We start from the raw sequence: 19,778 nt of genomic DNA, 5'->3' as shown, positions 1-19,778 counted from the left end.
GGTTCGAGAATGGGAAAACGAAAGAGAGATCAGTGGGCGTGGGTGGTCGCCTGGGCCGTCTCCTTGCGCAGGGCGCGGACGACGGACGGGCGGGCGAAGGCGCGGGCGGCCTTGGCGCTCCAGGCGGGATAGGCGGAAAGGTCGATCTGCCGGCGCTCGCCCCAGCGCCAGATCACCAGGGCGTAGGCGTCGACGACGCTGAAGGTCTCGCCCAGCAGCCACGGGCCGGGGCCTTGGGCCAGGCGCTCGATGTCGGCCAGGGTGCGGGCGAAGCGGGCCTCGCCCGGCGTGGCCAGGGCGGCCTTCACCGCCTCGTCGTCGGCGTAGCGCTCGGGCCGGGCGATCTGGGCGAAGGCAACGTGCACGGTGCTGGCGAACCAGCTCATCACCTCGTAGGCGTGGGCCAGCTTCAGCGGCTCCAGCAGCGGCAGCAGTTCGCTGTGCGGGTAGCGGTGGGCCAGGTAGGTCAGGATCGCGAGGACTTCGGTGACGGGCTCGCCGTCGACCGCCAGGGTCGGCACCCGGCCCTTGGGATTGACCTTCAGATAGTCGGGCTTGCGCTGGTCGCCGGCGGCGAGATCCAGGCGGTGAACGTCATAGGCGACGCCGATCTCCTCCAGGGCCACGAGCGGGGCCAGGGACGAGCTGCCGGGAGCGATGTAGAGGGTCAGGGGCATGGCGGGGCCTCAGATCACGAAGAAGCCGTGCGACCCGTCGCGGGCCAGCTGGTCGACCAAGCCGAACTCCCAGTCCAGATAGGCCTGCATGGCTTCGGCGGCGTTGTCGGTGCCCTCGTAGGGGCGCTTGTAGACGTCGGTCGGGTCGCTGGCGGCGTGGGTCAGGCCGGTCTCCAGGGCGCGGCCGGCCGCGACCCAGGCGGCGGTGCCGCCGTCGAGCACGCGGACGGGCTGGTCGGCGATGTCCTCCAGCTCCGGCGCGGCCAGGCGGGCCAGCACGCCGTCGGGCGAGGTCAGGACGATCGGCTTACCTTCCGGCACGCGCTCCAGGGCCTCGGCCAGCTGGGCGCGGATGGCGAACCAGGCGCCGGGCACGTGGCCCTTGCGGTGGGCGGGACTGGGCGCGAGGTCCAGCACCACGACGCTGTCTTCGGCCAAGGCCTCGGAGAGGGCGCGGGGCAGGATGGTCTCGACCACCGGCAGGTGCGGCGGTTCCGACGGTTTCCAGGCCCCGCTTGCCAGATCACCCTCGAAACCGTCTTCCAGCACGTAGACCTCCCAGCCCAGCTGGGCCAGCCACGAGGCGGTCATGTCTGCGCGGGGGCCCAGGTCGTCGGCCAGCACGATGCGGCCGCCGCGGACGGGGGCGAAGACGTCGGTCTCCTGCACCAGCTGGCCGCCGGGCGCGCTGCGGAAACCGGGCAGGTGGCCCTTGGCGTATTCGTCGGGCGTGCGCACGTCGAAGCGGTAGAGGGTGCGCTTGCGGTCGGTGGCGAGGTCCGCCAAGCCCTCGGCGTCGATCCGGCGCACGCCGGCGCGGTAGGCCACGTCGCGGGCCTTGGCGCGGGCCTCTTCAAGGGTCTGTGTCGAGACGTCGGGGAACTTGCGGCCCTGGCCGTGCTCGAGGGTCTGCTGGGCCAGGGTCCAGCCGATCGTGCCGTTGCGCAGGGCGAAGACCGGGTTGGGCACGCCGGCGTTGACCAGCGACTGGGCGCCGATCAGGCTGCGGGTGCGGCCCGCGCAGTTGACGATGATGGTGGTCGCGGGATCCGGCGCCAGCTCCCTGGCGCGCAGCACCAGCTCGGCGCCCGGCGTGCTGACGCCGCCCGGGATGCTCATCACCGCGTATTCCTCGAACCGGCGGGCGTCGAGGATCACCTGGTCGGCCTTGGCGTCGATGCGGGCCTGCACCTCCTGGGCGGGTAGGGACGGCGTGTGCCGCCGCGCCTCGACCAGCTCGCCGAACGCCTTGCTGTAGGAATTGACGTCCTGGAACAGCTCGTAGCCGGCGTCGGTCCAACCCTGCAGTCCGCCAGCCAGCGCCCGGACGTTGGTGTAGCCCAGCGCCGCCAGCCGCTTGCCGGCCGGCGAGACCAGGCCCTCGCCGTTGTCGTAGAGCACGATCCGCGTCTCCTTGCGGGGTACGCGATCGAGGATCTCGACTTCCAGACGGCTCAGCGGCAGCTGCGAGGCGAACAGCGGGTGGGCCTTGGCGAAGGGGTCTTCCTCGCGCAGGTCGAGCAGGGCGATCTCGCGGCGGGCGATCAGGTCCTGGCGGACCTCGCGGGGCGTGACGACGGGCAGGGTCATGGCGCGGCCTCGGCGGGGACGGGCTTGGAGCGGTCCCACAGGTTTGGAAGGGTGTCGTTGGAGTAGCCGGAGACGAAGAGCTTGCTCCGTCCCTCGGCGTCGTAGGTCGAGCGGCGCACCGCCCCGATATTGGCCCCGTAGACGTGGATGCTGATCGAGGCCTGGTCGTCGAAGGCGTTGGTGACCTGGTGCACGTCGCCGACGGTGGGAGAGACCGCCTCGACCTGGCCGCGCTCCAGCCGGTGGATCGGCCCGTGCGGGACGAGCGCTTCGCCGTCGCGCCTGTACGGTTGCGACAGCTCGGCCCCGCGCAGCACGCCCACCAGGCCCCAGACCGTGTGGTCGTGGACCGGCGTGGCCTGGCCCGGCCCCCAGACGAAGCTGACCACGCTGAACCGCTCGCGGCTGTCGCAATGCAGCAGGTACTGCTGGTAGCGGGCCGGGTTCGGCACGGCGTAGGCCTCGGGCAGCCAGTCGTCGGTGGCGATCAGCGCGGCCAGCAGGCCGCCCCCCTCGCGCAGGATCTCCGCCTCGTCGCCCGTGCGGTCGAGCAGCGCGCCGAGGTCTCCGACGAAGCTGGCCAGGCGGGTGAGGTTGGGCGCGCCGGTCATCGGATCACAGCGCGTACTTCAGCGTGACCAGCCAGGTCCGCGGATCGGGATAGTTCTTGTAGTAGACCCCCGTGGCCGGCGTGTAGGTCGAGGTCACCGGCTTGTCGCTGTCCAGCAGGTTGCGGCCCGACAGCTGCACGGCCCAGTGCGGGTCCGGCGCGGTCCAGGTGATTGTGCCGTTTAGGAAGCCCTGGGCGGGCGCCTCGTCCTGCGGCCGTTGCAGGGCGCTGAAATAGGTCTTGGTCTGCCACTGGGCGTTCAGGTTGGCGCGGATCGCGCCCGGGACCTGGACGGGAACATCCCAGGTCACCCCGCCCGACACGCTCCAGCGCGGCGAGTTCAGCAGGCGGTGGCCGTCGGCGTTCACGCCCACCCCGCCGGCGTTCTTGTAGGTGTCGTAGACGGCGTACAGCCAGCCGACCGAGCCTTGCAGGCTCAGGCGCTCGGTGGCGCGCACGTCGGTCTCCAGCTCGACGCCGTAGGTGTGGGCCTCGCCGGCGTTGCCGCGGATCGAATTGCCCGGATAGGCCGGGTCGCTGTAGCTGACCTGCAGGTCCTCGTATTCGTTGTAGAACGCCGCCAGGTTCACCCGCGCCCGGCGCTCGAACAGCTCGGTCTTCAGGCCGGTCTCATAGGTGTTGACGTTCTCCGGCGCGAAGGGGCGGGTGGCCAGGTCCAGGCGCGTGGCCCGGTTGTCGAAGCCGCCCGACTTGAAGCCCTTGGAATAGGTCGCGTACTGCAGGACGGCCGGCGTCCACTGGTACTGCACCGACAGCTTGGGCGTGATCGCCGAGAAGGTCTTGTCGGCCGTGCCGGCGATCGACTGGCCGACCACCTGGCCGGCCAGGTTCAGCACCTTGTTGTCGAAGGTGAATTCCTTCTCCTCGTTGGTCCAGCGCAGGCCGCCGGTGACGCTGAGGCGGTCGGTCACCGCATAGGTCGCCTCGCCGAACAGGGCGTAGGCGTCGGTGTTGGTGATGTTGTGGGCGCGGGCGAAGCCGTAGTTGCTGGGCGTCGTCACCGGATCGGTGGCCGTCGCGCTCCTGCGGCTGTAGCCGTCGCGCTGCACGAAGAACCGCTCATGCAGGTAAAACAGTCCGCTGGTGAAGGTCAGCTTGCCGAAGTCGCCGTTCAGCTGGATTTCCTGGGTGGCGTACTGGTCGTTGTAGTGGATCAGGTTCTTCTGGATCAGCGCCGCCTGGCCGTCGTTGTCGTAATAGACCGGGTTCAGGTTGAAGCCGCCGTAGGCCGTGATCGACTTCAGCTTCAGATGGTCGCTGAGAGCGTACTGGACGCGGATCGAGCCGCTGATCTGGTCGAGGTCCTGCTTGGGTTCGACCTCCGAGTAGGAGTAGCGGTTGTTGAATTCGCCGTTCGGCTGGGTGACCGGCACGTAGCTGCGGCTGTCGCTGCGGTCGCGCAGCGCGTTCAGCGTGAACAGCACGTCCAGCTTCTCGGTCGGCGTCCAGCGCAGCTTGGCGCGGTAGGCGTCCAGGTCGATGCGGTTGACGTCGTGGTTCAGCGTCGGGTCGAAGGTCACCCCGTCGCGCTTGTGGTGGATGTAGGAGAAGCTGCCCGACAGCTTGTCGTCGACGATCGGACCCTCGATCAGGGCGCGCACATCGACGGCGCCGTAGCTGCCCAGGCCCACCTCGGCCTTGGCGCGGAATTCCTGGCCCGGATCGCGGGTGATGATGCGCAGGGCGCCGGCGCTGGAGTTGCGGCCGTACAGCGTGCCCTGCGGCCCGCGCAGCACCTCGATGCGCTCAAGGTCGTTGAACTCGACCATCGAGCCGATCTGGCGCGGGATGTAGACGTCGTCGACATAGACGGCCAGCACCGGCTCCTGGATCGGATCGCTCTCGCCGACCCCGCGCAGGGCGTAGGTCTGGGTGGTGTGGCTGATGGTGACGCGGCTGATGCTGAAGTTCGGGATCTGACCCGACAGGTCGCGGATGCTGTCGACCTTGCGGTCGGCCAGGACCTGCGAGCCGAAGGCCGAGATGGCGATGGCGGTCTTCTGCAGGTCGGTGGCGCGGCGTTCGGCGGTGACGATCACCTGTTCGACGGCGGGGGAGGCCGCATCGTCAGCATTGGCGGTCGGCGCCGGCTCGGCGGCCAAGGCCCCGCCGGCGACGGCGAGGCCGGAAGTGAAGGCGAGAAGTTGAAGCTTGAAGGTTCGCACGAAGTTATCCCCGACTTGTTCGGTGGGGATTTGCCGTCGTGCCGCCTCTCATCTCAACGAATATAAAATGATCGAGCGGATAGCTCTGCTCATATCGTCCGAGGTCATCGGATATATTTGCAGAACTCGACATTACTTGAGGAACGATGAGAGCCGGTCATCCCACAGCGGCCGCACGTCGACGGCTCCGGGAATGATCTTGGCGGCGGCGAAGGTGTCGGCCACGGCCTGCTCGGAGGCGATGGCCGCCTCGCTGATCGGCTCGAGGATGTAGGGCGAGGAGCGCTCCTTGAACTCCTGGGCGTAGTAGGCCGCCTTGACCCCCGTCGCCTGTTCCCGCACCCGGGCCCAGCGCTCGCCGTCGGCGTTGATCCAGTCGAAAACCTTTTTGTAGCGGCTGACATAGTCGCCCACGGCCTGGAGCCGCAGCGGATCGTCCAGCGCCTCCTTGGACGCGGTGATCAGGTAGTTGCCCGACAGTATGCCCAGCGCCGTGCGCAGCACCCGCGCCCCGGCCTCGCGCGCCTGGTAGACGATGACGCCGTAGATCACCCAGGCGTCCAGCGCCCCGCTCTGGAAGGCGGCCAGGCCGTCCTGCGGGCTCAGCGCCACCGGTTCGATGTCGCTCCAGGCAAGACCCGCTTCCTGCAGCAGGCGCAGCAGGATGTAGTGCGAGGTCGTGGCCTTCACATAGCCGACGCGCTTGCCCTTCAGATCCTTGAAATCCTTGGCCGGTGAGCCCTTGGGAACCAGCAGCACCTGGTTGTTCACGTCGCCCTTCAGCACGCCGACGATGCGCACCTGGTTGCCCGGCTGGGCCGCGACGAAGATCGGCGGGATCTCGCTCATGCCGCCGAAGTCCAGCGCCCGGGCGTTGATCGCCTCGGCGATCAGGTTGCCGCCGGCGAACTGGGTGCGGGCCAGCTTGTAGGGAGGGTCGGCGATGCCGGCCTCGCCGAAGAAGCTCTCTGGATTGCCGCGATAGGTGGCGACCCTCAGCGTCAGGTCCGCCAGCGAGCCGGCCTTGTCGCCGCCCTTGGGCGAGCAGGCCGCCAGGTTGACGGTGGTCAGGCCGGCCAGCGACAGGCCCGCGATCGAAAGGCCGCCCGACATCAGGTCGCGGCGGGACAGGGAGATGCCGGTCATCAGTCGAACAGGTCCGGCTCTTCTTCGGTGACGATGTCCCAATAGGGCTGGAACGACCACAGGCCGCCCAGTTCGGTGCCGACCTGGCCGGCGGTGTGCCTGGCCACTTCCGGCGGCATCGGCTTGGTCGGGCCGGCGGCCTCGGCCAGCAGCTGGGCCTGGCAGGCGTTCTCGAGCGCCAGATACCGCCAGACGGCGGCTTCCACCGATTGACCGACGGTCAGGATCCCGTGGTTCTGCAGGATCACCGCCTTCTTGGGACCCAGCGCCTTGGCGATCTTCTGGCCCTCGCTGGTGTCGAGCACCACGCCCGAGAATTCCTCGAACAGGGCGTGGTCGTCATAGAAGGCCGCCGAGTCCTGGGTCAGCGGATCCAGCAAGCGTCCCAGGGCCGACCAGGCCTTGCCGTACAGCGAGTGCGAGTGGGCCGCGGCGATCACGTCGGGCCGGGCCTCGTGCAGCTGCGAGTGGATGGCGAAGGCCGCGCGGTTCAGGCGGGCGGGGGCCTTGGCCGGCGGCTGCACGATCTCGCCGGCGTGGCTGACCAGCATCAGGTCCGAAACCTTGATGCGCGAGAAGTGCACGCCCAGCGGATTGACCCAGAAGTGGTCGGTCAGTTCGGGGTCGCGGGCGGTGATGTGGCCCGCGCCGCCCATGTCGAAGCCGTAGCGGCCGAACAGCCGATAGCCGGCGGCCAGACGCTGCTTGCGATAGAGGCGCTCCAGCTCGATCGTCGGCTGTTGCGGGATCTCCTTTGAGCCGAAAGGCGGCAGCACGCTGTCGATTTTTGCGGGGTGCGGGCCGGCGGCGGCGAAACTGCGGGCGGCGGGGATCGCGGTCATCGCGAAGGGTCCTTGTTGTCAGTAGCCGCGCGACAGGTCGACGACGTCGGCCAGGGGCGCGCCGGCGCGGAAGCGGGCGAGGTTCTGGGCGAAGCTGGTCGCCAGGTTGATGCGGGTGTCGGGCGTGTGCACCGAGGTGTGGGGCGAGAGCCGAACCTTCGGATGGCCGTAGAAGGGGTGGCCGTCGGTCAGAGGCTCGGGGAAGGTTACGTCGAGGCTGGCGCGGCCGATGCGACCGTCCTCCAGCGCCGCCAGCAGGGCGTCGTCGTCGATCAGCGCCCCGCGGGCGATGTTGATCAGGTGCAGGCCGGGCTTGGCGGCGGCCAGAACCTCACGACCGATCAGGCGCTCGGTCTCCGGCGTGGCCGGGGCGGCCAGCACCACGTGGTCGCTGCGGGCGAACAGGGTCTTCAGGTCCGCCACGCGCTCGACGCCGGCCACCGGGATCGGCTTGTCCGAGCGGCGGGTGGCGATGACGTTCAGGCCCAGGGCCTGGGCGCGCGGGGCCAGGGCCTCGCCGATGGCGCCGAAGCCGACCAGGCCCAGGGTCGTGCCGGAAATCAGCTTCAGCGGCTGCGGCGCCCAGCGCTCGGCCTTGTCGATCCAGATCTCCGGCAGGCGCTTGGCCTCGGCCAGGATCCCCGCCAGGGCGAACTCGGCCAGGGCGACGGCGGAAGAGCCGCGCGCCGAGGTCACCACCGGACCGTCGAACAGCCAGTCCGGATAGAAGTCGATGCCCACCGACACCAGCTGCACCCAGCGCACGTCGAAGGGCCAGCCCGGCGGGGCCTTGGCCGGCAGCACGCCGCCGGCCTTGCGGAACGGTGCGGCCACCAGGACTTTCGCGTCCTGCGGCAGCGGCGTGGTCAGACCCGGGGGGACGGACACGATCTCCGCGTCCGCCGCATGCTGGGCGAAGACGGTGTTGAACACCTCGGGCAGTTGGCTGGCGACGACCAGACGGCTCATGCCAGGGCCTCCCGGGAAGCGAAGGCGAGTTTGCCCGCGCCGGTCAGCACCACGTCGGCCTGGGGCGTGTGCACCCGGCCGCACAGCACGTCGCGGTGATGGCGCTCCAGCGGGTTGGCGCGGGTCAGGCCCGGGTTGCCGGTCAGCTTCAGGGCCTTCTCGACCACGGTGATGGCGTTCTCTGTGACCAGGTGCTTGACTAGGCCGCTCTCGCTGGCGGTGGTGTCGCCGCGCGCGGCGCTGTCCAGCAGCACGCGGTTGGAAAACAGCAGGGCGTCGATCTCGCCCAGGGCTTCCTGGAAGCGGGGCAGGGTCGAGAGGCTGGCGCCCAGGTTGGCCGGCTTGCGGCTGATCAGGAAGTCGGCCAGCCAGTCGCGGGCGGCGTGGGCCACCGCGTCGTATATCGCCGCCGTCAGCACGGCCGACCAGGTTCCGAACACCGGCGAATAGGGCGGCGGCGCGCCGGGGGGCTGCGGGTCCAGGGCGTGATCCAGCGGGACCAGCACGTCCTCGAAGATCACGTCGTGGCTGGCGCTGGCGCGCAGGCCCAGGTGATCCCAGGTCTCCTCGATGACCACGCCCGGCGTGTCGGCGCGCACCAGCCAGCCGCCGACCAGGGGTCCCCCTTGAGCGGGTTCGTCGTCGCTGCGGGCCCAGACCACGAACCAGGTCAGAGCGCTGGAGCCGGTGGAGTAGATCTTGCGGCCGCTGATCCGCCAGCCTTCCGGCGTGCGGCGGGCGATGGTGGCCGGCAGGCCGCCGCGGGCGGGGGTGCCCAGGTCGGGCTCGACCCGCAGGGCGTTGATCAGCGCGCCGTGTTCGACCGCCTCGCCGATCACCCGTTGCTTGAGATGCTCGGGCCAGCCTGAACGCCCCTCGACCGAGGCGTGGAACAGGTACTGCATGACCAAAACGAGGGCCGTGGCGGGTTCGCCCCGGGCGACAGCCGAAACCACCTTCAGCGCGGTGGGAAGGTCGCTCTCCAGCCCGCCCAGACGCGCCGGCGCGGTCAGGGCCAGCAGGCCTGCCTCGTGCAGGGCCTGGAAATTGGCGAACGGAAAGCTGGCCTCGCGGTCGTGACGGCCGGCGGTGGCGGCGAAGGCCTGCGTCAGGCCCGGCAGCACAGCGTCGAGGTCGGGCAGGCGCGGCGCGGGTTCCAGGCGTCGAGCGACGGCGGTGCTCACTGCACGGCCTCGCCGGTCGGGAAGGCGACCAGGGCGGCTTCGTGAGAAGTCTCTTGGTGGAAGGTCGGGGCCTCGACGCCCAGATGGCCGAGCAGGCGGCGGCGGATGGCCTGGAAGCGGGCGTCCGGCGCGCGCGGGCGCTCCAGGGCGATATGCTCCTCGGCGGCGATCCGGCCCTTGTTGAGCACCAGCACGCGATCGGCCAGCGAGATGGCCTCGTCGACGTCGTGGGTGACCAGCAGGACGGCGGGCCTGTGCTCGTTCCAGAGGTTCAAGACGAGGTCATGCATCTTCAGCCGGGTCAGGGCGTCGAGGGCCGCGAACGGCTCGTCGAGCAGCAGCAGGCCCGGCTCGCGTACCAGGGCGCGGGCCAGGGCCGTGCGCTGGGACTCGCCGCCGGAGAGGGTGGAGGGCCACGCGTCGAGGCGATGGCCGAGGCCGACCTCCTTCAGCGCCGCCTCGGCGCGCGCCCGGACATCCTTGTCCTTGAGGCCCAGCGCCACGTTGCGCCAGACCTTCTTCCACGGCAGCAGGCGGGCGTCCTGGAACACCACGGCGCGGGTGCTCGGCGTCGTCACGTCCTGGTCGCCGACGGGGTCGAGCCCGGCCAGGGTGCGCAGCAGGGTGGTCTTGCCCGAGCCGCTGGCGCCCAGCAGGGCGACGAACTCGCCCGGCGCGATCGAGAGGTCCAGGCCGTCGATGACCCGGTTCTCGCCGAACTGGCGGACGAAGCCGTTCAGTTTCACGGCGGGGGCGACCGATGGCGCCGCCGAGGGGGCGGCGGTCGGGACGGCGGCGGTGTCGAAAGCGCGGCGGCGGATGCGCGGCTGGACCATGGTCATTGCTCCACGAGGCTGGGGCGCCAGGCCAGAGCGCGGCGCTCCAGCGTGCGAACGAGGGCGTCGGCGCCAAGGCCGAGCAGGGCGTAGACGAGCAGGCAGACGACGATGATGTCGGTGCGCATGAAGTCGCGGGCGTTGTTGATCAGGTGGCCAAGGCCCGCCTGGGCGTTGATCTGCTCGGCCACCACCAGCACCAGCACCGAGACGCCCAGGGCGTATCGCAGGCCGACGAAGAACGAGGGCAGGGCGCCGGGCAGGATCACCTCGCGCACCAGGCTCCAGCCCGACAGGCCGAAGCTGCGGGCGGCCTCGACCAGCCGCACGTCGATGCCGCGCACCCCGGCGAAGAGGTTCAGATAGATCGGGAAAGTCGTCGCCACGGCGATCAGGGCGATCTTCGGCGTCTCGCCGATGCCGAACCAGACGATGAACAGCGGGGTCAGGGCCAGGGACGGGATGGTCCGCTTGATCTGCATCAGCGGGTCGACGACGGTCTCGCCCCAGCGCGACAGGCCGGCCACCAGGCCCAGGGTCACGGCGACGGTCAAGGCGATCGCCAGGCCGGCGGCGGCGCGGGCCAGCGACACCAGCAGGTTGGCGGGAAGCTCGCCCGAGACCGTCAGCGCCCAGAAGGTTTCAGCCACCGTCGAGGGCGCGGCCAGCACCCGTTCGGGGATCAGGCCGAAGCGCGAACCCAACTCCCACAAGGCCAGAAGCACGACCGGAGACAGCCAGCGAGCCCGCGAAAGGCGGGGCCATCGCCACCCCTTGGGGGATGGCCTGGCTAGAGAAATTCTATCGGCGGTCGCCAAAGACATCGGGTCGCTTCCATCGCTGTGACCGTTGCGGCGGGGGCGCCGTTGCTTCACAGAGATGGACGCTGAATTCCTACTCGATCAATAGACTTATCCTCAGGGGTCTTATTAGAGTTCCTCAACGGGATCAGACGGGACGCCAGATGCCGACCAACCTTCCGACCGAACTTCTCCGCAGCTTCGTCGCCATCGTCGACAGCGGTTCGATGCTGCGCGCCACCGAGCGGGTCTTCGTCACCCAGTCGGCCCTCAGCCTGCAGATGAAGCGGCTGGAGGAGACGGTTCTGACGCCGCTGTTCCACCGCGAGGGGCGGCGGCTGTCGCTGACCCCGGCCGGCCAGACCCTGCTAGGCCACGCCCGCGACATCCTCGCCCTCAACGACCGCGCCGTGGTCGCCCTGACCGGCGACGCCCTGGCCGGGCCTGCAAGGGTGGGACTGGTGCAGGACTTCGCCGAGACCCTGCTGTCGGGCGTGCTGGCCCGCTTCGCCCAGCTCAATCCCGACACCCAGCTGCAGGTGAGGGTGGCCGGCTCGCCGGAACTGCTGGAACTGCTGCGCAGCGACCGCCTGGACGTCATCCTGTGCATGGGCGCCTATGACGACCCGGCCGCCGCCCGCACGGTGCCGATGGTCTGGCACGGCGAGCCCGACCTCGCCCAACTGCCGGTGCTGCCGCTGGCGATCCTGGAATCCCCGTGCCGGTTCCGCGACGCGGCCCTGGCGGCGCTGGAGCGGGAAGGACGGTCCTACCGCGTGGCGCTGGAGACCCCCAGCCTCTCGGCCCTGCGAGCGGCCGTGCAGTCGGGCCTGGCGGTGACCTGCCGCACCAGCCTGTTCCGCCCGGACGCCCAGCCGATCGCCGAGGGGGCTTTACCCAGCCTGCCGAAGGTGGCCTATGTTCGTCGCACCGGAACCGCGCCGCACCCGTCGATCGCCAAGCTCTCGGAGCTGATCCACACCGCGGCCCTCGAACTATGAGGCGGGAGCTCTGAGCGGCTCCCGGGCGCATTAATCATTTTCAGAAAAGATTAACCGCGAACCTTGGTTCTTCGTTAGCGGCCTCCTGCGAAAACCCTCCCATCAAGTTTTCGCCAGGAGGGATGGGCGGCTATGAAATTCTCGATCGCTTTCGCAGCGGCTATGGCCGGCAGCTTCTTCGTCGCTTCGGCCGCTTCGGCCGCCGGTGGCTTCGAAGACCAGATGGGCCGCTGCCTGCAGCAGTTCGCCAACACCAAGGACGCGGCTCAGGTGATGCTCGAATGCACCGCCGACGCCGGCAAGCTCTCGGGCTGCAAGGTCGTCGACAACAGCGCGGCCGGCAAGGGCTTCGACAAGGCGGCCATGTGCATCGCCGAGAAGCTGCCGATGGGCGCCAAGACCGGCACCGTGAAGGTTCCGTTCCGCTTCCCGGGCGGCGCGTAAGCTTCAGAGCTTACTTGCTGAAAACACCCCCGTCGGTCCGCCGGCGGGGGTTTTTCGTGTCTGGAGTTAGGGCGCATCGAGATCCAGCCTCGGTGCTTGGTCCTCGTCCTTCGACAAGCTCAGGATGAGGACCAATTATAAGCCCGGGCAGCAGAAAAACCTCATCCTGAGCCTGTCGAAGGACGAGGTTTTCGTCTCAGGCGTTGAATGTCGATCCGACCTGGGCGGTCGCCGCCAATACAGCCGTCGCCACCTGCGCCGCCTGGCTCCGGATGTCGGGCACGGCGTTGATCTCCCACCAGGCGCCGCGGGTCACCGGGCCGACCGCGAACAGGCTGGCCGTCGCCGCGCCCGAAATGTCGAGCAGGCGGTTGTCGGCGTCGACGTCTAGGCCCAGCCGCAGCGGATCGGGGCGCGCCAGGCCCCGGCGGATCAGGTCGAGGACCAGCGGATCCCTCGATCGCGTCACGTCGCCGGTCGGTCCGGTGGCGTTGATCACCGCGCTGACGACGAACGGCTGGGCGTCCATCTCGCCGCGCGGCCGCCAGGCGCCATCGACGCGGCCGTCGGCCCGCTCGGACAGTCGCACGATCTTGCCGGCGACCACCTTCAGGCGGCGGGCCTGGCGCAGATTGGCCACCCGGGCCGCCACCTCGGGCGACAGGCGATGGCGGTGCACGTCCCAGAACGGCCGCGCGTGGCGCAGGAAGGCCTGCTTGCGCGCCACGCTCCAGCCGCGCCACAGGTCCTGGGTCGCCGGCCGCAGGGCGTCGACCGCCGTCCGCCAGCCGTGCACGGCCGCTGTCCGCTTCAGCCATTCCAAGGCCGCCTGCGGGCTCAGGTCGGAGGAGGGCGGCCTGGGCGGGTGCTCGGGCGGCTCGCCTTCGTGTTCGCGCGGCGTCAGGCCCCGGCGGGAAAGGGCGATGATCGAGCGGCCGGGCATGGCGTCCTCCAGGCTCAGCGCCACGTCGACCATGGTCAGGCCCGTGCCCAGCAGCAGCACCGGCCCCTGCGGCAGGGCCTTGGCGTCCCAACGCCAGGGATCGGCGACATAGGCGGGCGAGGCGGCCAGGGCCTCGTCGACGCCGGCCGGGCGGCAGGGCGGCGGATTGCCCAAGGCCAGGACCACGGCGTTGGCCAGGATCGGCCGGCCCATGGCCGTCGTCAGTCGCCAGCCGTCGCCGCCCGGCTCCAGCCCCACCACCTCGTCGGGCGCGACGATCAGCCGGCCGGCCGCCTCCGGCCCGGCGACCGCGTCCACCAGCAGGCCCTGCAGGTAGCGGCCATAGTCGCCGCGCGTGGCGAAGTCGCCGGCCCCGACCTCCAGCCCCTGGCCGCGCAGCCACGCCACGAAGTCGCCCGGCGCGTCCGGCCAGGCGCTCATGTTGCCGGCCCGCACGTTCAGGCGGTGGCTGGGATTATGGGTGGCGTAGGCGGCGCCCAGGCCCACGGGGCTGCGCCGCTCCAGCAGGATCACCCGCGGGCCTGCGTCGCTCCGCAGCAGATGCAGGGCGGTCATGACGCCGCTGAAGCCGGCGCCGACCACGGCGATCACGGGGCGCGAGGTCATCGGGATGAAACTCTACAAGATTGATGGGGTTTCTTTCGACGATCCTCAAGCGCCGCGCAAGGGCGCTGTCGAGCCCCGCTGATGGTTTCGTCCGGCGCCGCTGAAACATCGCGACAACGCACGCGACTATGTGTTCCGCAAATGCCGATTATTGCGTATCGCGATATATAAATCTCTGAATTCTTTCGAAGAAATACTCGTTCGCCCGGTTCGGGCGCGCTCGCCATGTTCGCCTCCGCCGACCGCCTCGCGTCGGTGAGATGGAGGTTCCCCCCATGAGCACCGTCCTCAGCGCCGTCCTCGACCAGGTCCGCCAGTCCGTCGGCCTGACCGTCACCCCCGTCAGCCCGACCATCGGCGCCGAAGTCGCCGGGCTCGACCTGCGCCAGACCCTGAGCCGCGAGCAGCGCGACGCGCTGAAGGCCCTGCTGCTCGACCGTAAGGTGCTGTTCTTCCGCGACCAGGACATCAGCCGCGACCAGCAGCTGGCCTTCGCGGCCAATTTCGGCGAGGTCTACGCCCACCCGGTCGGCGGCGTCGAAACCCACCGCGCCGTGCAGCCGATCTCGGCCGAGGCGCTGAAGAAGTACGACATCCGCGAGAACCACTGGCACACCGACACCAGCTGGCGGGTCAATCCGTCGTTCGGCGCGGTGCTGAAGGCGGTGCACATCCCCGAGGTCGGCGGCGACACCATCTGGGCCGACGGCCACGCGATCTGGAAGGGCCTGCCCGACGACCTGAAGGCCGCCGTCGACGAACTCTATGTCATCCACGACTACCAGGACGCCCTGAACAAGTCGGGCGAGCGCTATCCGCTGACCGCCCATCCGGCCATCCGCACCCATCCGGAGACGGGGCAGGAGATCTTCTGGATCAATTTCGGCCTCAAGCCGCGCTTCGTCGACCTCGCGCCGGAAGAGAGCAAGGCCCTGCTGGCCCGTCTCTATGAAGAGGTGAAGAAGCCCGAGCATCACGCCCGCTTCCGCTGGCGGCCCAACTCGGTGGTCCTGTGGGACAACCGCGCGGGCCTGCACTACGCCGTGCGCGACTACGGCGACTTCCCGCGGGTGATGGAGCGCGTGCTGATCGGCTCCGACGACGTGCCGTATCGGGAGCGCAAGCCCGCCTGAACTAACGGCGGCGGGAGGGTCCCGCCGCCTCTCTCTCTCTCTCTCTCTCTTTCTTTCGAAGACCACAAAACGACGCGGGGTCCATGCGCTCCGCGCGGGGGATAGCTTTTTGACTCGTGTTTCGCCGACCAAGACTCTGAAACGCTCGGCCTTCGCCGGCCTGCTGCTGGCCTGCGCCTCGGGCGCGGCCCTGGCCGCCGAGCCCATTCCTGCAGTTGATGCGCCCGACGCGGCCGCCGCTTCCGTGGACGGCGTCGTCGTCACCGGCGTGCGCGGTGTGCGCCGCACGGTCGCCGACAGCCCAGCGCCCATCGACGTCATCTCGTCCGAGCAACTGACCGCCACCGGCAAGACCGGCCTGAAGGAGGTGCTCAACACCCTGATCCCGTCGTTCAACCTGCCGGGCGTCAACGGCGGCGGCACCTCGTGGACGGTGCGGGCCATCACGCTTCGCGGCCTCAACGGCGACCAGGCCCTGTTCCTGGTCAACGGCAAGCGCCGCCACACCACCTCGCTGATCAACAACCTGGCCCGCGTCGGTCGCGGCGGCGTGCCGGTCGATCTCGACCTGATCCCGGCCAGCGCCATCGAGCGCATCGAGGTGCTGCGCGACGGCGCCTCGGCCCAGTACGGCTCGGACGCCATCGCCGGCGTCGTCAACATCATCCTCAAGAAGGGGACCGAAGGCGGCGAGTTCTCCTACACCGGCGGCCAGAACTATCTGGGCGACGGCGACACCCGCGCCGCCAGCCTGACCTTGGCCCGTCCGCTGGGCGAGGACGGCGGCTTTCTCCAGTTGGCCGTCAACTGGAAGAACAACGAGGCCGCCTCGCGCGCCGTCCCGTCCCGCGCCCAGTACCTCTACCAGCCTACCGTCACCACGACTGGCGGGACGACCACCGTCACCCCCGACGCCCGCGACGCCACGGCCGACCGCTACTACTGGGGCGCCAGCTACGGTCCGGGCGAGGAAGACATCATCGCCACGGCCTACAACGCCGAGCTGCCCTGGCGCGACCTGACGCTCTATTCCAGCGGCACGGTCAGCCACCGCGCGTCCAAGAAGGTCACCGGCAGCTTCCTGCCCAACCTCGCCCCCGTCACCGGCGTCACCGCCGGCCGGCCCCTGAACCGCAACTCGCTGCCCGAGGTCTATCCGAACGGCTTCAACGCCCTGCGGCGGATCTTCGAGCTCGACTGGCAGACCAGCTTCGGCGCCCGCGGCGAAAAGGCCGGCTGGTCGTGGGACGCCTCGACCACCTTCGCCCAGGACCACGCCCAGCTCGACGGCGAGAACACCCTCAACGCCACCCTCGGCCCCGACAGCCCGACCTATTTCCACCTGTCGACCCACCAGTTCCAGCAGTGGACCAACAACCTCGACGTCACGCGGGAGTTCGCCAGCGTCCTGCCGCATCCGCTGCAGGTGTCGTGGGGCCTGGAGCACCGCTACGAGCACTTCCTGATCGAGGCCGGCGACGAGGCTTCGTACAAGGTCGGCGACTACGTGATCCCGGCGGGCCAGCCCTTCGCCGGCCTGCGCCCGAACCCCGGCCTGTCGTCCTACGCCGGCACCGCGCCCGAGGACGCCGGCTCGACCTCTCGCCATTCCTACGCCGTCTACGCCGACCTCGGGACCGATCTTACGGAAAACTGGTACGTCGGCGCCGCGCTCCGTCACGAGCGCTACACCGGCGACGTCGGCGAGACGACCAGCGGCAAGCTGACTACCCGCTGGGAGTTCCTGCCCGGCTACGCCCTGCGCGCCACGGTCAGCAACGGCTTCCGCGCCCCCTCGCTGGGCCAGGGCATCTTCGCCACCTCGACCATCTCCGGCAGCCTGTGCCCGGCCTCGCCCAACAACACCTTCCGCGGCGCGGCCTGCACGCCCGGCGAATACCTGACCTATCCGACCAAGGTGCTGCGCACCGACAGCACCGAGGCCAAGGCCCTGGGCGCGACGCCGCTGAAGCCCGAGACCTCGACCAACTACAGCTTCGGGATCACCGCCGAGCCTCTGGCCCGCCTGCGCCTGACGCTCGACGCCTACCAGATCGACATCGACGACCGCATCGTCGACACCAGCAACCTCGACCTGTCGGTCACCCAGTTGGCCTCGCAGGCGGCGCTGGTCGGCCTGCTGGCCCGCTTCCCGCAGGGCCTGACGGCGACCTACTACACCAACGCCGTCTCGACCCGGACGACGGGCGTCGACTTCGTGGCCGAGTACGGCCTCGACCTGGGCTCGGCGGGCAAGCTGAACCTCAACGCCGCCTACGCCTTCAACAAGACCAAGGTGCGGGACGTCATCGAGACGCCGGCCATCCTCAAGGCGGTGAACCCCAGCCTGGTGCTGTTCGACCGCCAGAAGATCTCGGACCTGACCCGCGGCACGCCGCGCGAGAAGATCGTGCTGGGCGCGGTCTGGAGCCGCCAGACGCTCAGCGCCAGCCTCCGCGCCACCCGCTACGGCGAATATACCGAGGCCGGAACCTCGCCGAGCCTCGACCGCACCTTCAGTCCCAAGTGGGTGGCCGATCTCGACATCGCCTGGGACGTGCGCCCGACCACCAGCATCGCCATCGGGGCCAACAACCTGTTCGACCAGCACCCCGACAAGATCGGCATCGTCAACGCCGACCAGGGCACGCTGCAGTTTGGCCTGTTCTCGCCCTTCGGCATCACCGGCGGCTACTACTACGCCCGCCTGACCCAACGCTTCTAAGGGGAGGGCGGCATGCAAAGACGCCAGCTCATCATCGGCCTCGGCGCGCTGGCCGGTCTCGGCGCGGGCCTCTCGGCCTGCGGCAAGGGCGACGCGGCCGCGCCGCTCAAGGTCGGCAGCCAGCGCGGCGGCACCAAGGCGGTGCTGATCGCCTCGGGCGCGCTCGAAGGCGTTCCCTACAAGATCGAGTGGAGCGAGTTCCCCGCCGCCCAGCCGCTGCTCGAGGCCCTCGGCGCGGGGGCGGTGGACCTGGGCGAGGCCGGCGACGCGCCGTTCCTGTTCGCCTACGCCAGCGGGGCCAGGATCAAGGCCGTCCAGGCCGCCCGCAGCGGCGGCGGGGCGACCGCCATCCTGGTGCCCAAGGACTCGGCCATCCGCGCGCCCGCCGACCTGAAGGGCAAGAAGATCGCCACCGGCCGCGGCTCGATCGGCCATTACCTGCTGCTGCGGGTGATCGAGAAGGCGGGGCTGAAGCCGTCCGACATCTCGCTGGTCTTCCTCAGCCCGGGCGACGCCAAGGCGGCCTTCACCGCCGGCTCGATCGACGCCTGGGTGACCTGGGGTTCCTATGTCGCCCTGGCCCGCCTGCACGACAGCGCCCGGATCCTGATCGACGGCGAGGGGATATTGCTCGGCGCCGGCTACGAGGCCGCCAGCCTCAAGGCGATCGAGACCAAGCGGCCGCAGATCGACGACTTCCTGCGCCGCCTGGCCAGGGCCCGGCGCTGGGCGGTCCAGAACCCGGACGCCTTCGCCGCCGTGCTGTCGAAGGAGACCGGCCTGTCGCTCGACGTGGCGCAGTACACCGTCCGCTACTACCGCTTTCTGCCCGTGCCGATCGACGACAGCTCGGTGACCGAGGCCCGGGCCGTGCTCGACCACTTCCGCGGCGCGGGCGCGATCACCTCGACCCTCGATCCGGCCGCCGCCTTCGACCGCTCGTTCAACGCAACGGTCGCCGGATGAGCCCCACACACCACAAAGGGAGGATTTCATGAGCCATCAGACCCTGCGCGAGCGCCTGGCCGCTCTGCATGCCGAACGCGTCCGCACCTGGGAGCCGGCCGCGCTGAAGATCAACATCGACCAGCGCGCACGGCTGGTCGAGGCGGCCGACCCCGACGCCTGGGTCAAGGTCGGCGACAAGGTCGCCCCCTTCGTGCTCAAGGACGTCGAGGGCGGCGACCTGACCCTGGAGAGCCTGACCGCCAGGGGTCCGGCGGTGCTGATCTTCTTCCGCTTCGCCGGCTGTCCGGCCTGCAACATCGCCTTGCCCTATTACGAAGAGACCCTGGCCCCCGCCCTGAAGGCGATCGGCGCGACCCTGGTCGCCGTCAGCCCGCAGGTGCCCGAGCGCCTGGGCGAGATCCGCACGCGCCACGGCCTCAGCTACAAGGTCGCCGCCGACCTCGGCAACGAGCTGGGTCGCCGCTTCGGCGTCACCTACGTTGCCGACCAGGCCAGCCAGGACGCCCAGCGCGCCAAGGGCAGCTTCATCGGCGACATCACCGGCACGGGCACCTGGGAGCTGCCGCAGCCGGCCGTGGTGGTCATCGACCGCGCCGGCCTCGTCCGCTTCGCCGACGTCAGCCCCGACTGGCTGGCCCGCACCGAAGCCGACCCCATCATCGCCGCCGTCCGCGCCCTGACCCCGGCGCCGGCGGTGGTGTAACGGCAAAGATCCTCCCCCTCTGGGGGAGGCGGCCCGGAGGGCCGGAGGGGGGGGGGCGTTCTCAGCTTCCGCAGCGGCGGACGTCTCCGCCCCCAGCAACAAACCTCCGCCTCCCTCGCCCCTGTGGCGAGGGCCCATGCCGGCGACCGCTCAAACCTCGGCCGTCCTGCAAAGACCTGAGCAGCTGAACGATGGATCCTGGGCACAAGGCCCAGGAAGGCGGTGTTGGGGTTGGGCGAGGGAGGTTACGAGAGGAGAGCCTGCCTCTCCTCCCGTAAAATCCCCGCGAAAGCGGGGACCTAGGCTTTTTCTGTCTTCCCTCTCCCCTTGCGGGAGAGGGTGGCCTCGCGGAGCGAGGTCGGGTGAGGGGTCTCTCAGAACTCAACACCGCGT

Annotated in this window: 17 protein-coding genes; 6 read left to right on the top strand and 11 right to left on the bottom strand. The window is 69.8% G+C overall.

What is annotated here, in order from left to right; genetic code table 11:
- Positions 1-29 precede the first annotated feature (29 nt).
- The 10 genes from AC07N1_RS02505 to AC07N1_RS02460 form a co-directional block, all read right to left on the bottom strand.
- Positions 30-677, bottom strand: coding sequence for a glutathione S-transferase family protein (locus AC07N1_RS02505; RefSeq protein WP_494670343.1), 648 nt, complete (start codon positions 675-677; stop codon positions 30-32).
- A gap of 9 nt (positions 678-686) precedes the next feature.
- Entirely contained in the window at positions 687-2,267 is a 1,581-nt protein-coding gene (locus AC07N1_RS02500; protein ID WP_494670342.1) for a rhodanese-like domain-containing protein, read from the bottom strand.
- Positions 2,264-2,878, bottom strand: a complete 615-nt coding sequence (locus AC07N1_RS02495; protein WP_494670341.1) for a cysteine dioxygenase family protein — start codon at positions 2,876-2,878, stop codon at positions 2,264-2,266. Before AC07N1_RS02495 ends, AC07N1_RS02500 begins: the two co-directional genes overlap by 4 nt.
- 4 nt (positions 2,879-2,882) lie before the next feature.
- Positions 2,883-5,063: a TonB-dependent receptor gene (locus tag AC07N1_RS02490; protein WP_494670340.1), complete on the bottom strand. Its 2,181-nt coding sequence runs from the start codon at positions 5,061-5,063 to the stop codon at positions 2,883-2,885.
- A 132-nt stretch (positions 5,064-5,195) separates the two neighbouring features.
- Positions 5,196-6,209, bottom strand: a complete 1,014-nt coding sequence (locus tag AC07N1_RS02485; protein WP_494670339.1) for an ABC transporter substrate-binding protein — start codon at positions 6,207-6,209, stop codon at positions 5,196-5,198.
- Positions 6,209-7,051 (bottom strand): class II aldolase/adducin family protein, encoded by an 843-nt coding sequence (locus AC07N1_RS02480; protein WP_494670338.1) that lies wholly within the window; start codon positions 7,049-7,051, stop codon positions 6,209-6,211. The genes AC07N1_RS02485 and AC07N1_RS02480 overlap by 1 nt, the downstream gene beginning before the upstream one ends.
- 18 nt (positions 7,052-7,069) lie before the next feature.
- Complete coding sequence (locus AC07N1_RS02475; RefSeq protein WP_494670337.1) at positions 7,070-8,020, bottom strand: D-isomer specific 2-hydroxyacid dehydrogenase family protein; 951 nt, start codon at positions 8,018-8,020, stop codon at positions 7,070-7,072.
- On the bottom strand, positions 8,017-9,204 hold the full coding sequence (locus AC07N1_RS02470) for an acyl-CoA dehydrogenase family protein (RefSeq protein WP_494670336.1): 1,188 nt from the start codon (positions 9,202-9,204) through the stop codon (positions 8,017-8,019). The genes AC07N1_RS02475 and AC07N1_RS02470 overlap by 4 nt, the downstream gene beginning before the upstream one ends.
- On the bottom strand, positions 9,201-10,046 hold the full coding sequence (locus AC07N1_RS02465; RefSeq protein ID WP_494670335.1) for an ABC transporter ATP-binding protein: 846 nt from the start codon (positions 10,044-10,046) through the stop codon (positions 9,201-9,203). The genes AC07N1_RS02470 and AC07N1_RS02465 overlap by 4 nt, the downstream gene beginning before the upstream one ends.
- Positions 10,043-10,765, bottom strand: a complete 723-nt coding sequence (locus tag AC07N1_RS02460) for an ABC transporter permease subunit (protein ID WP_494670334.1) — start codon at positions 10,763-10,765, stop codon at positions 10,043-10,045. Before AC07N1_RS02460 ends, AC07N1_RS02465 begins: the two co-directional genes overlap by 4 nt.
- A gap of 239 nt (positions 10,766-11,004) precedes the next feature.
- Here AC07N1_RS02460 and AC07N1_RS02455 point away from each other — a divergent pair, with 239 nt between their 5' ends.
- Positions 11,005-11,841: a LysR substrate-binding domain-containing protein gene (locus AC07N1_RS02455; RefSeq protein ID WP_494670333.1), complete on the top strand. Its 837-nt coding sequence runs from the start codon at positions 11,005-11,007 to the stop codon at positions 11,839-11,841.
- Between the two features lie 132 nt (positions 11,842-11,973).
- Positions 11,974-12,285, top strand: coding sequence for a hypothetical protein (locus AC07N1_RS02450; RefSeq protein WP_487291392.1), 312 nt, complete (start codon positions 11,974-11,976; stop codon positions 12,283-12,285).
- A gap of 196 nt (positions 12,286-12,481) precedes the next feature.
- On the opposite strand, the gene AC07N1_RS02445 is transcribed toward AC07N1_RS02450, so the two are convergent.
- A complete protein-coding gene (locus AC07N1_RS02445; RefSeq protein WP_494670332.1) occupies positions 12,482-13,855 on the bottom strand; it encodes an FAD/NAD(P)-binding protein in 1,374 nt (457 codons plus the stop codon).
- 275 nt (positions 13,856-14,130) lie between these two features.
- Between AC07N1_RS02445 and AC07N1_RS02440 the strand changes: the two genes are divergently transcribed.
- From AC07N1_RS02440 to AC07N1_RS02425, 4 genes are all read left to right on the top strand, one after another.
- Positions 14,131-14,988, top strand: coding sequence for a TauD/TfdA dioxygenase family protein (locus AC07N1_RS02440; RefSeq protein WP_494670331.1), 858 nt, complete (start codon positions 14,131-14,133; stop codon positions 14,986-14,988).
- A 109-nt stretch (positions 14,989-15,097) separates the two neighbouring features.
- A complete protein-coding gene (locus AC07N1_RS02435; protein ID WP_494670330.1) occupies positions 15,098-17,713 on the top strand; it encodes a TonB-dependent receptor plug domain-containing protein in 2,616 nt (871 codons plus the stop codon).
- A 12-nt stretch (positions 17,714-17,725) separates the two neighbouring features.
- On the top strand, positions 17,726-18,679 hold the full coding sequence (locus tag AC07N1_RS02430; protein WP_494670329.1) for an ABC transporter substrate-binding protein: 954 nt from the start codon (positions 17,726-17,728) through the stop codon (positions 18,677-18,679).
- A gap of 28 nt (positions 18,680-18,707) precedes the next feature.
- The gene (locus tag AC07N1_RS02425; protein WP_494670328.1) at positions 18,708-19,385 is read left to right on the top strand and encodes a peroxiredoxin-like family protein; all 678 of its coding nucleotides are present in this window, start codon (positions 18,708-18,710) and stop codon (positions 19,383-19,385) included.
- The last annotated feature ends 393 nt before the right edge of the window (positions 19,386-19,778 follow it).

Source organism: Caulobacter sp. GW821-FHT09B11, assembly GCF_059418205.1.
The sequence above is the reverse complement of the archived record's forward strand: the minus strand, read 5'-3'. Positions and strand labels throughout refer to the sequence as shown.

Bases quoted from the DNA above. Each gene is read 5' to 3' on its own strand.
- AC07N1_RS02505 (WP_494670343.1), bottom strand. From the start codon at position 677: ATGCCCCTGACCCTCTACATCGCTCCCGGCAGCTCGTCCCTGGCCCCG.
- AC07N1_RS02500 (WP_494670342.1), bottom strand. From the start codon at position 2,267: ATGACCCTGCCCGTCGTCACGCCCCGCGAGGTCCGCCAGGACCTGATC.
- AC07N1_RS02495 (WP_494670341.1), bottom strand. From the start codon at position 2,878: ATGACCGGCGCGCCCAACCTCACCCGCCTGGCCAGCTTCGTCGGAGAC.
- AC07N1_RS02485 (WP_494670339.1), bottom strand. From the start codon at position 6,209: ATGACCGGCATCTCCCTGTCCCGCCGCGACCTGATGTCGGGCGGCCTT.
- AC07N1_RS02480 (WP_494670338.1), bottom strand. From the start codon at position 7,051: ATGACCGCGATCCCCGCCGCCCGCAGTTTCGCCGCCGCCGGCCCGCAC.
- AC07N1_RS02475 (WP_494670337.1), bottom strand. From the start codon at position 8,020: ATGAGCCGTCTGGTCGTCGCCAGCCAACTGCCCGAGGTGTTCAACACC.
- AC07N1_RS02465 (WP_494670335.1), bottom strand. From the start codon at position 10,046: ATGACCATGGTCCAGCCGCGCATCCGCCGCCGCGCTTTCGACACCGCC.
- AC07N1_RS02455 (WP_494670333.1), top strand. From the start codon at position 11,005: ATGCCGACCAACCTTCCGACCGAACTTCTCCGCAGCTTCGTCGCCATC.
- AC07N1_RS02450 (WP_487291392.1), top strand. From the start codon at position 11,974: ATGAAATTCTCGATCGCTTTCGCAGCGGCTATGGCCGGCAGCTTCTTC.
- AC07N1_RS02445 (WP_494670332.1), bottom strand. From the start codon at position 13,855: ATGACCTCGCGCCCCGTGATCGCCGTGGTCGGCGCCGGCTTCAGCGGC.
- AC07N1_RS02440 (WP_494670331.1), top strand. From the start codon at position 14,131: ATGAGCACCGTCCTCAGCGCCGTCCTCGACCAGGTCCGCCAGTCCGTC.
- AC07N1_RS02430 (WP_494670329.1), top strand. From the start codon at position 17,726: ATGCAAAGACGCCAGCTCATCATCGGCCTCGGCGCGCTGGCCGGTCTC.
- AC07N1_RS02425 (WP_494670328.1), top strand. From the start codon at position 18,708: ATGAGCCATCAGACCCTGCGCGAGCGCCTGGCCGCTCTGCATGCCGAA.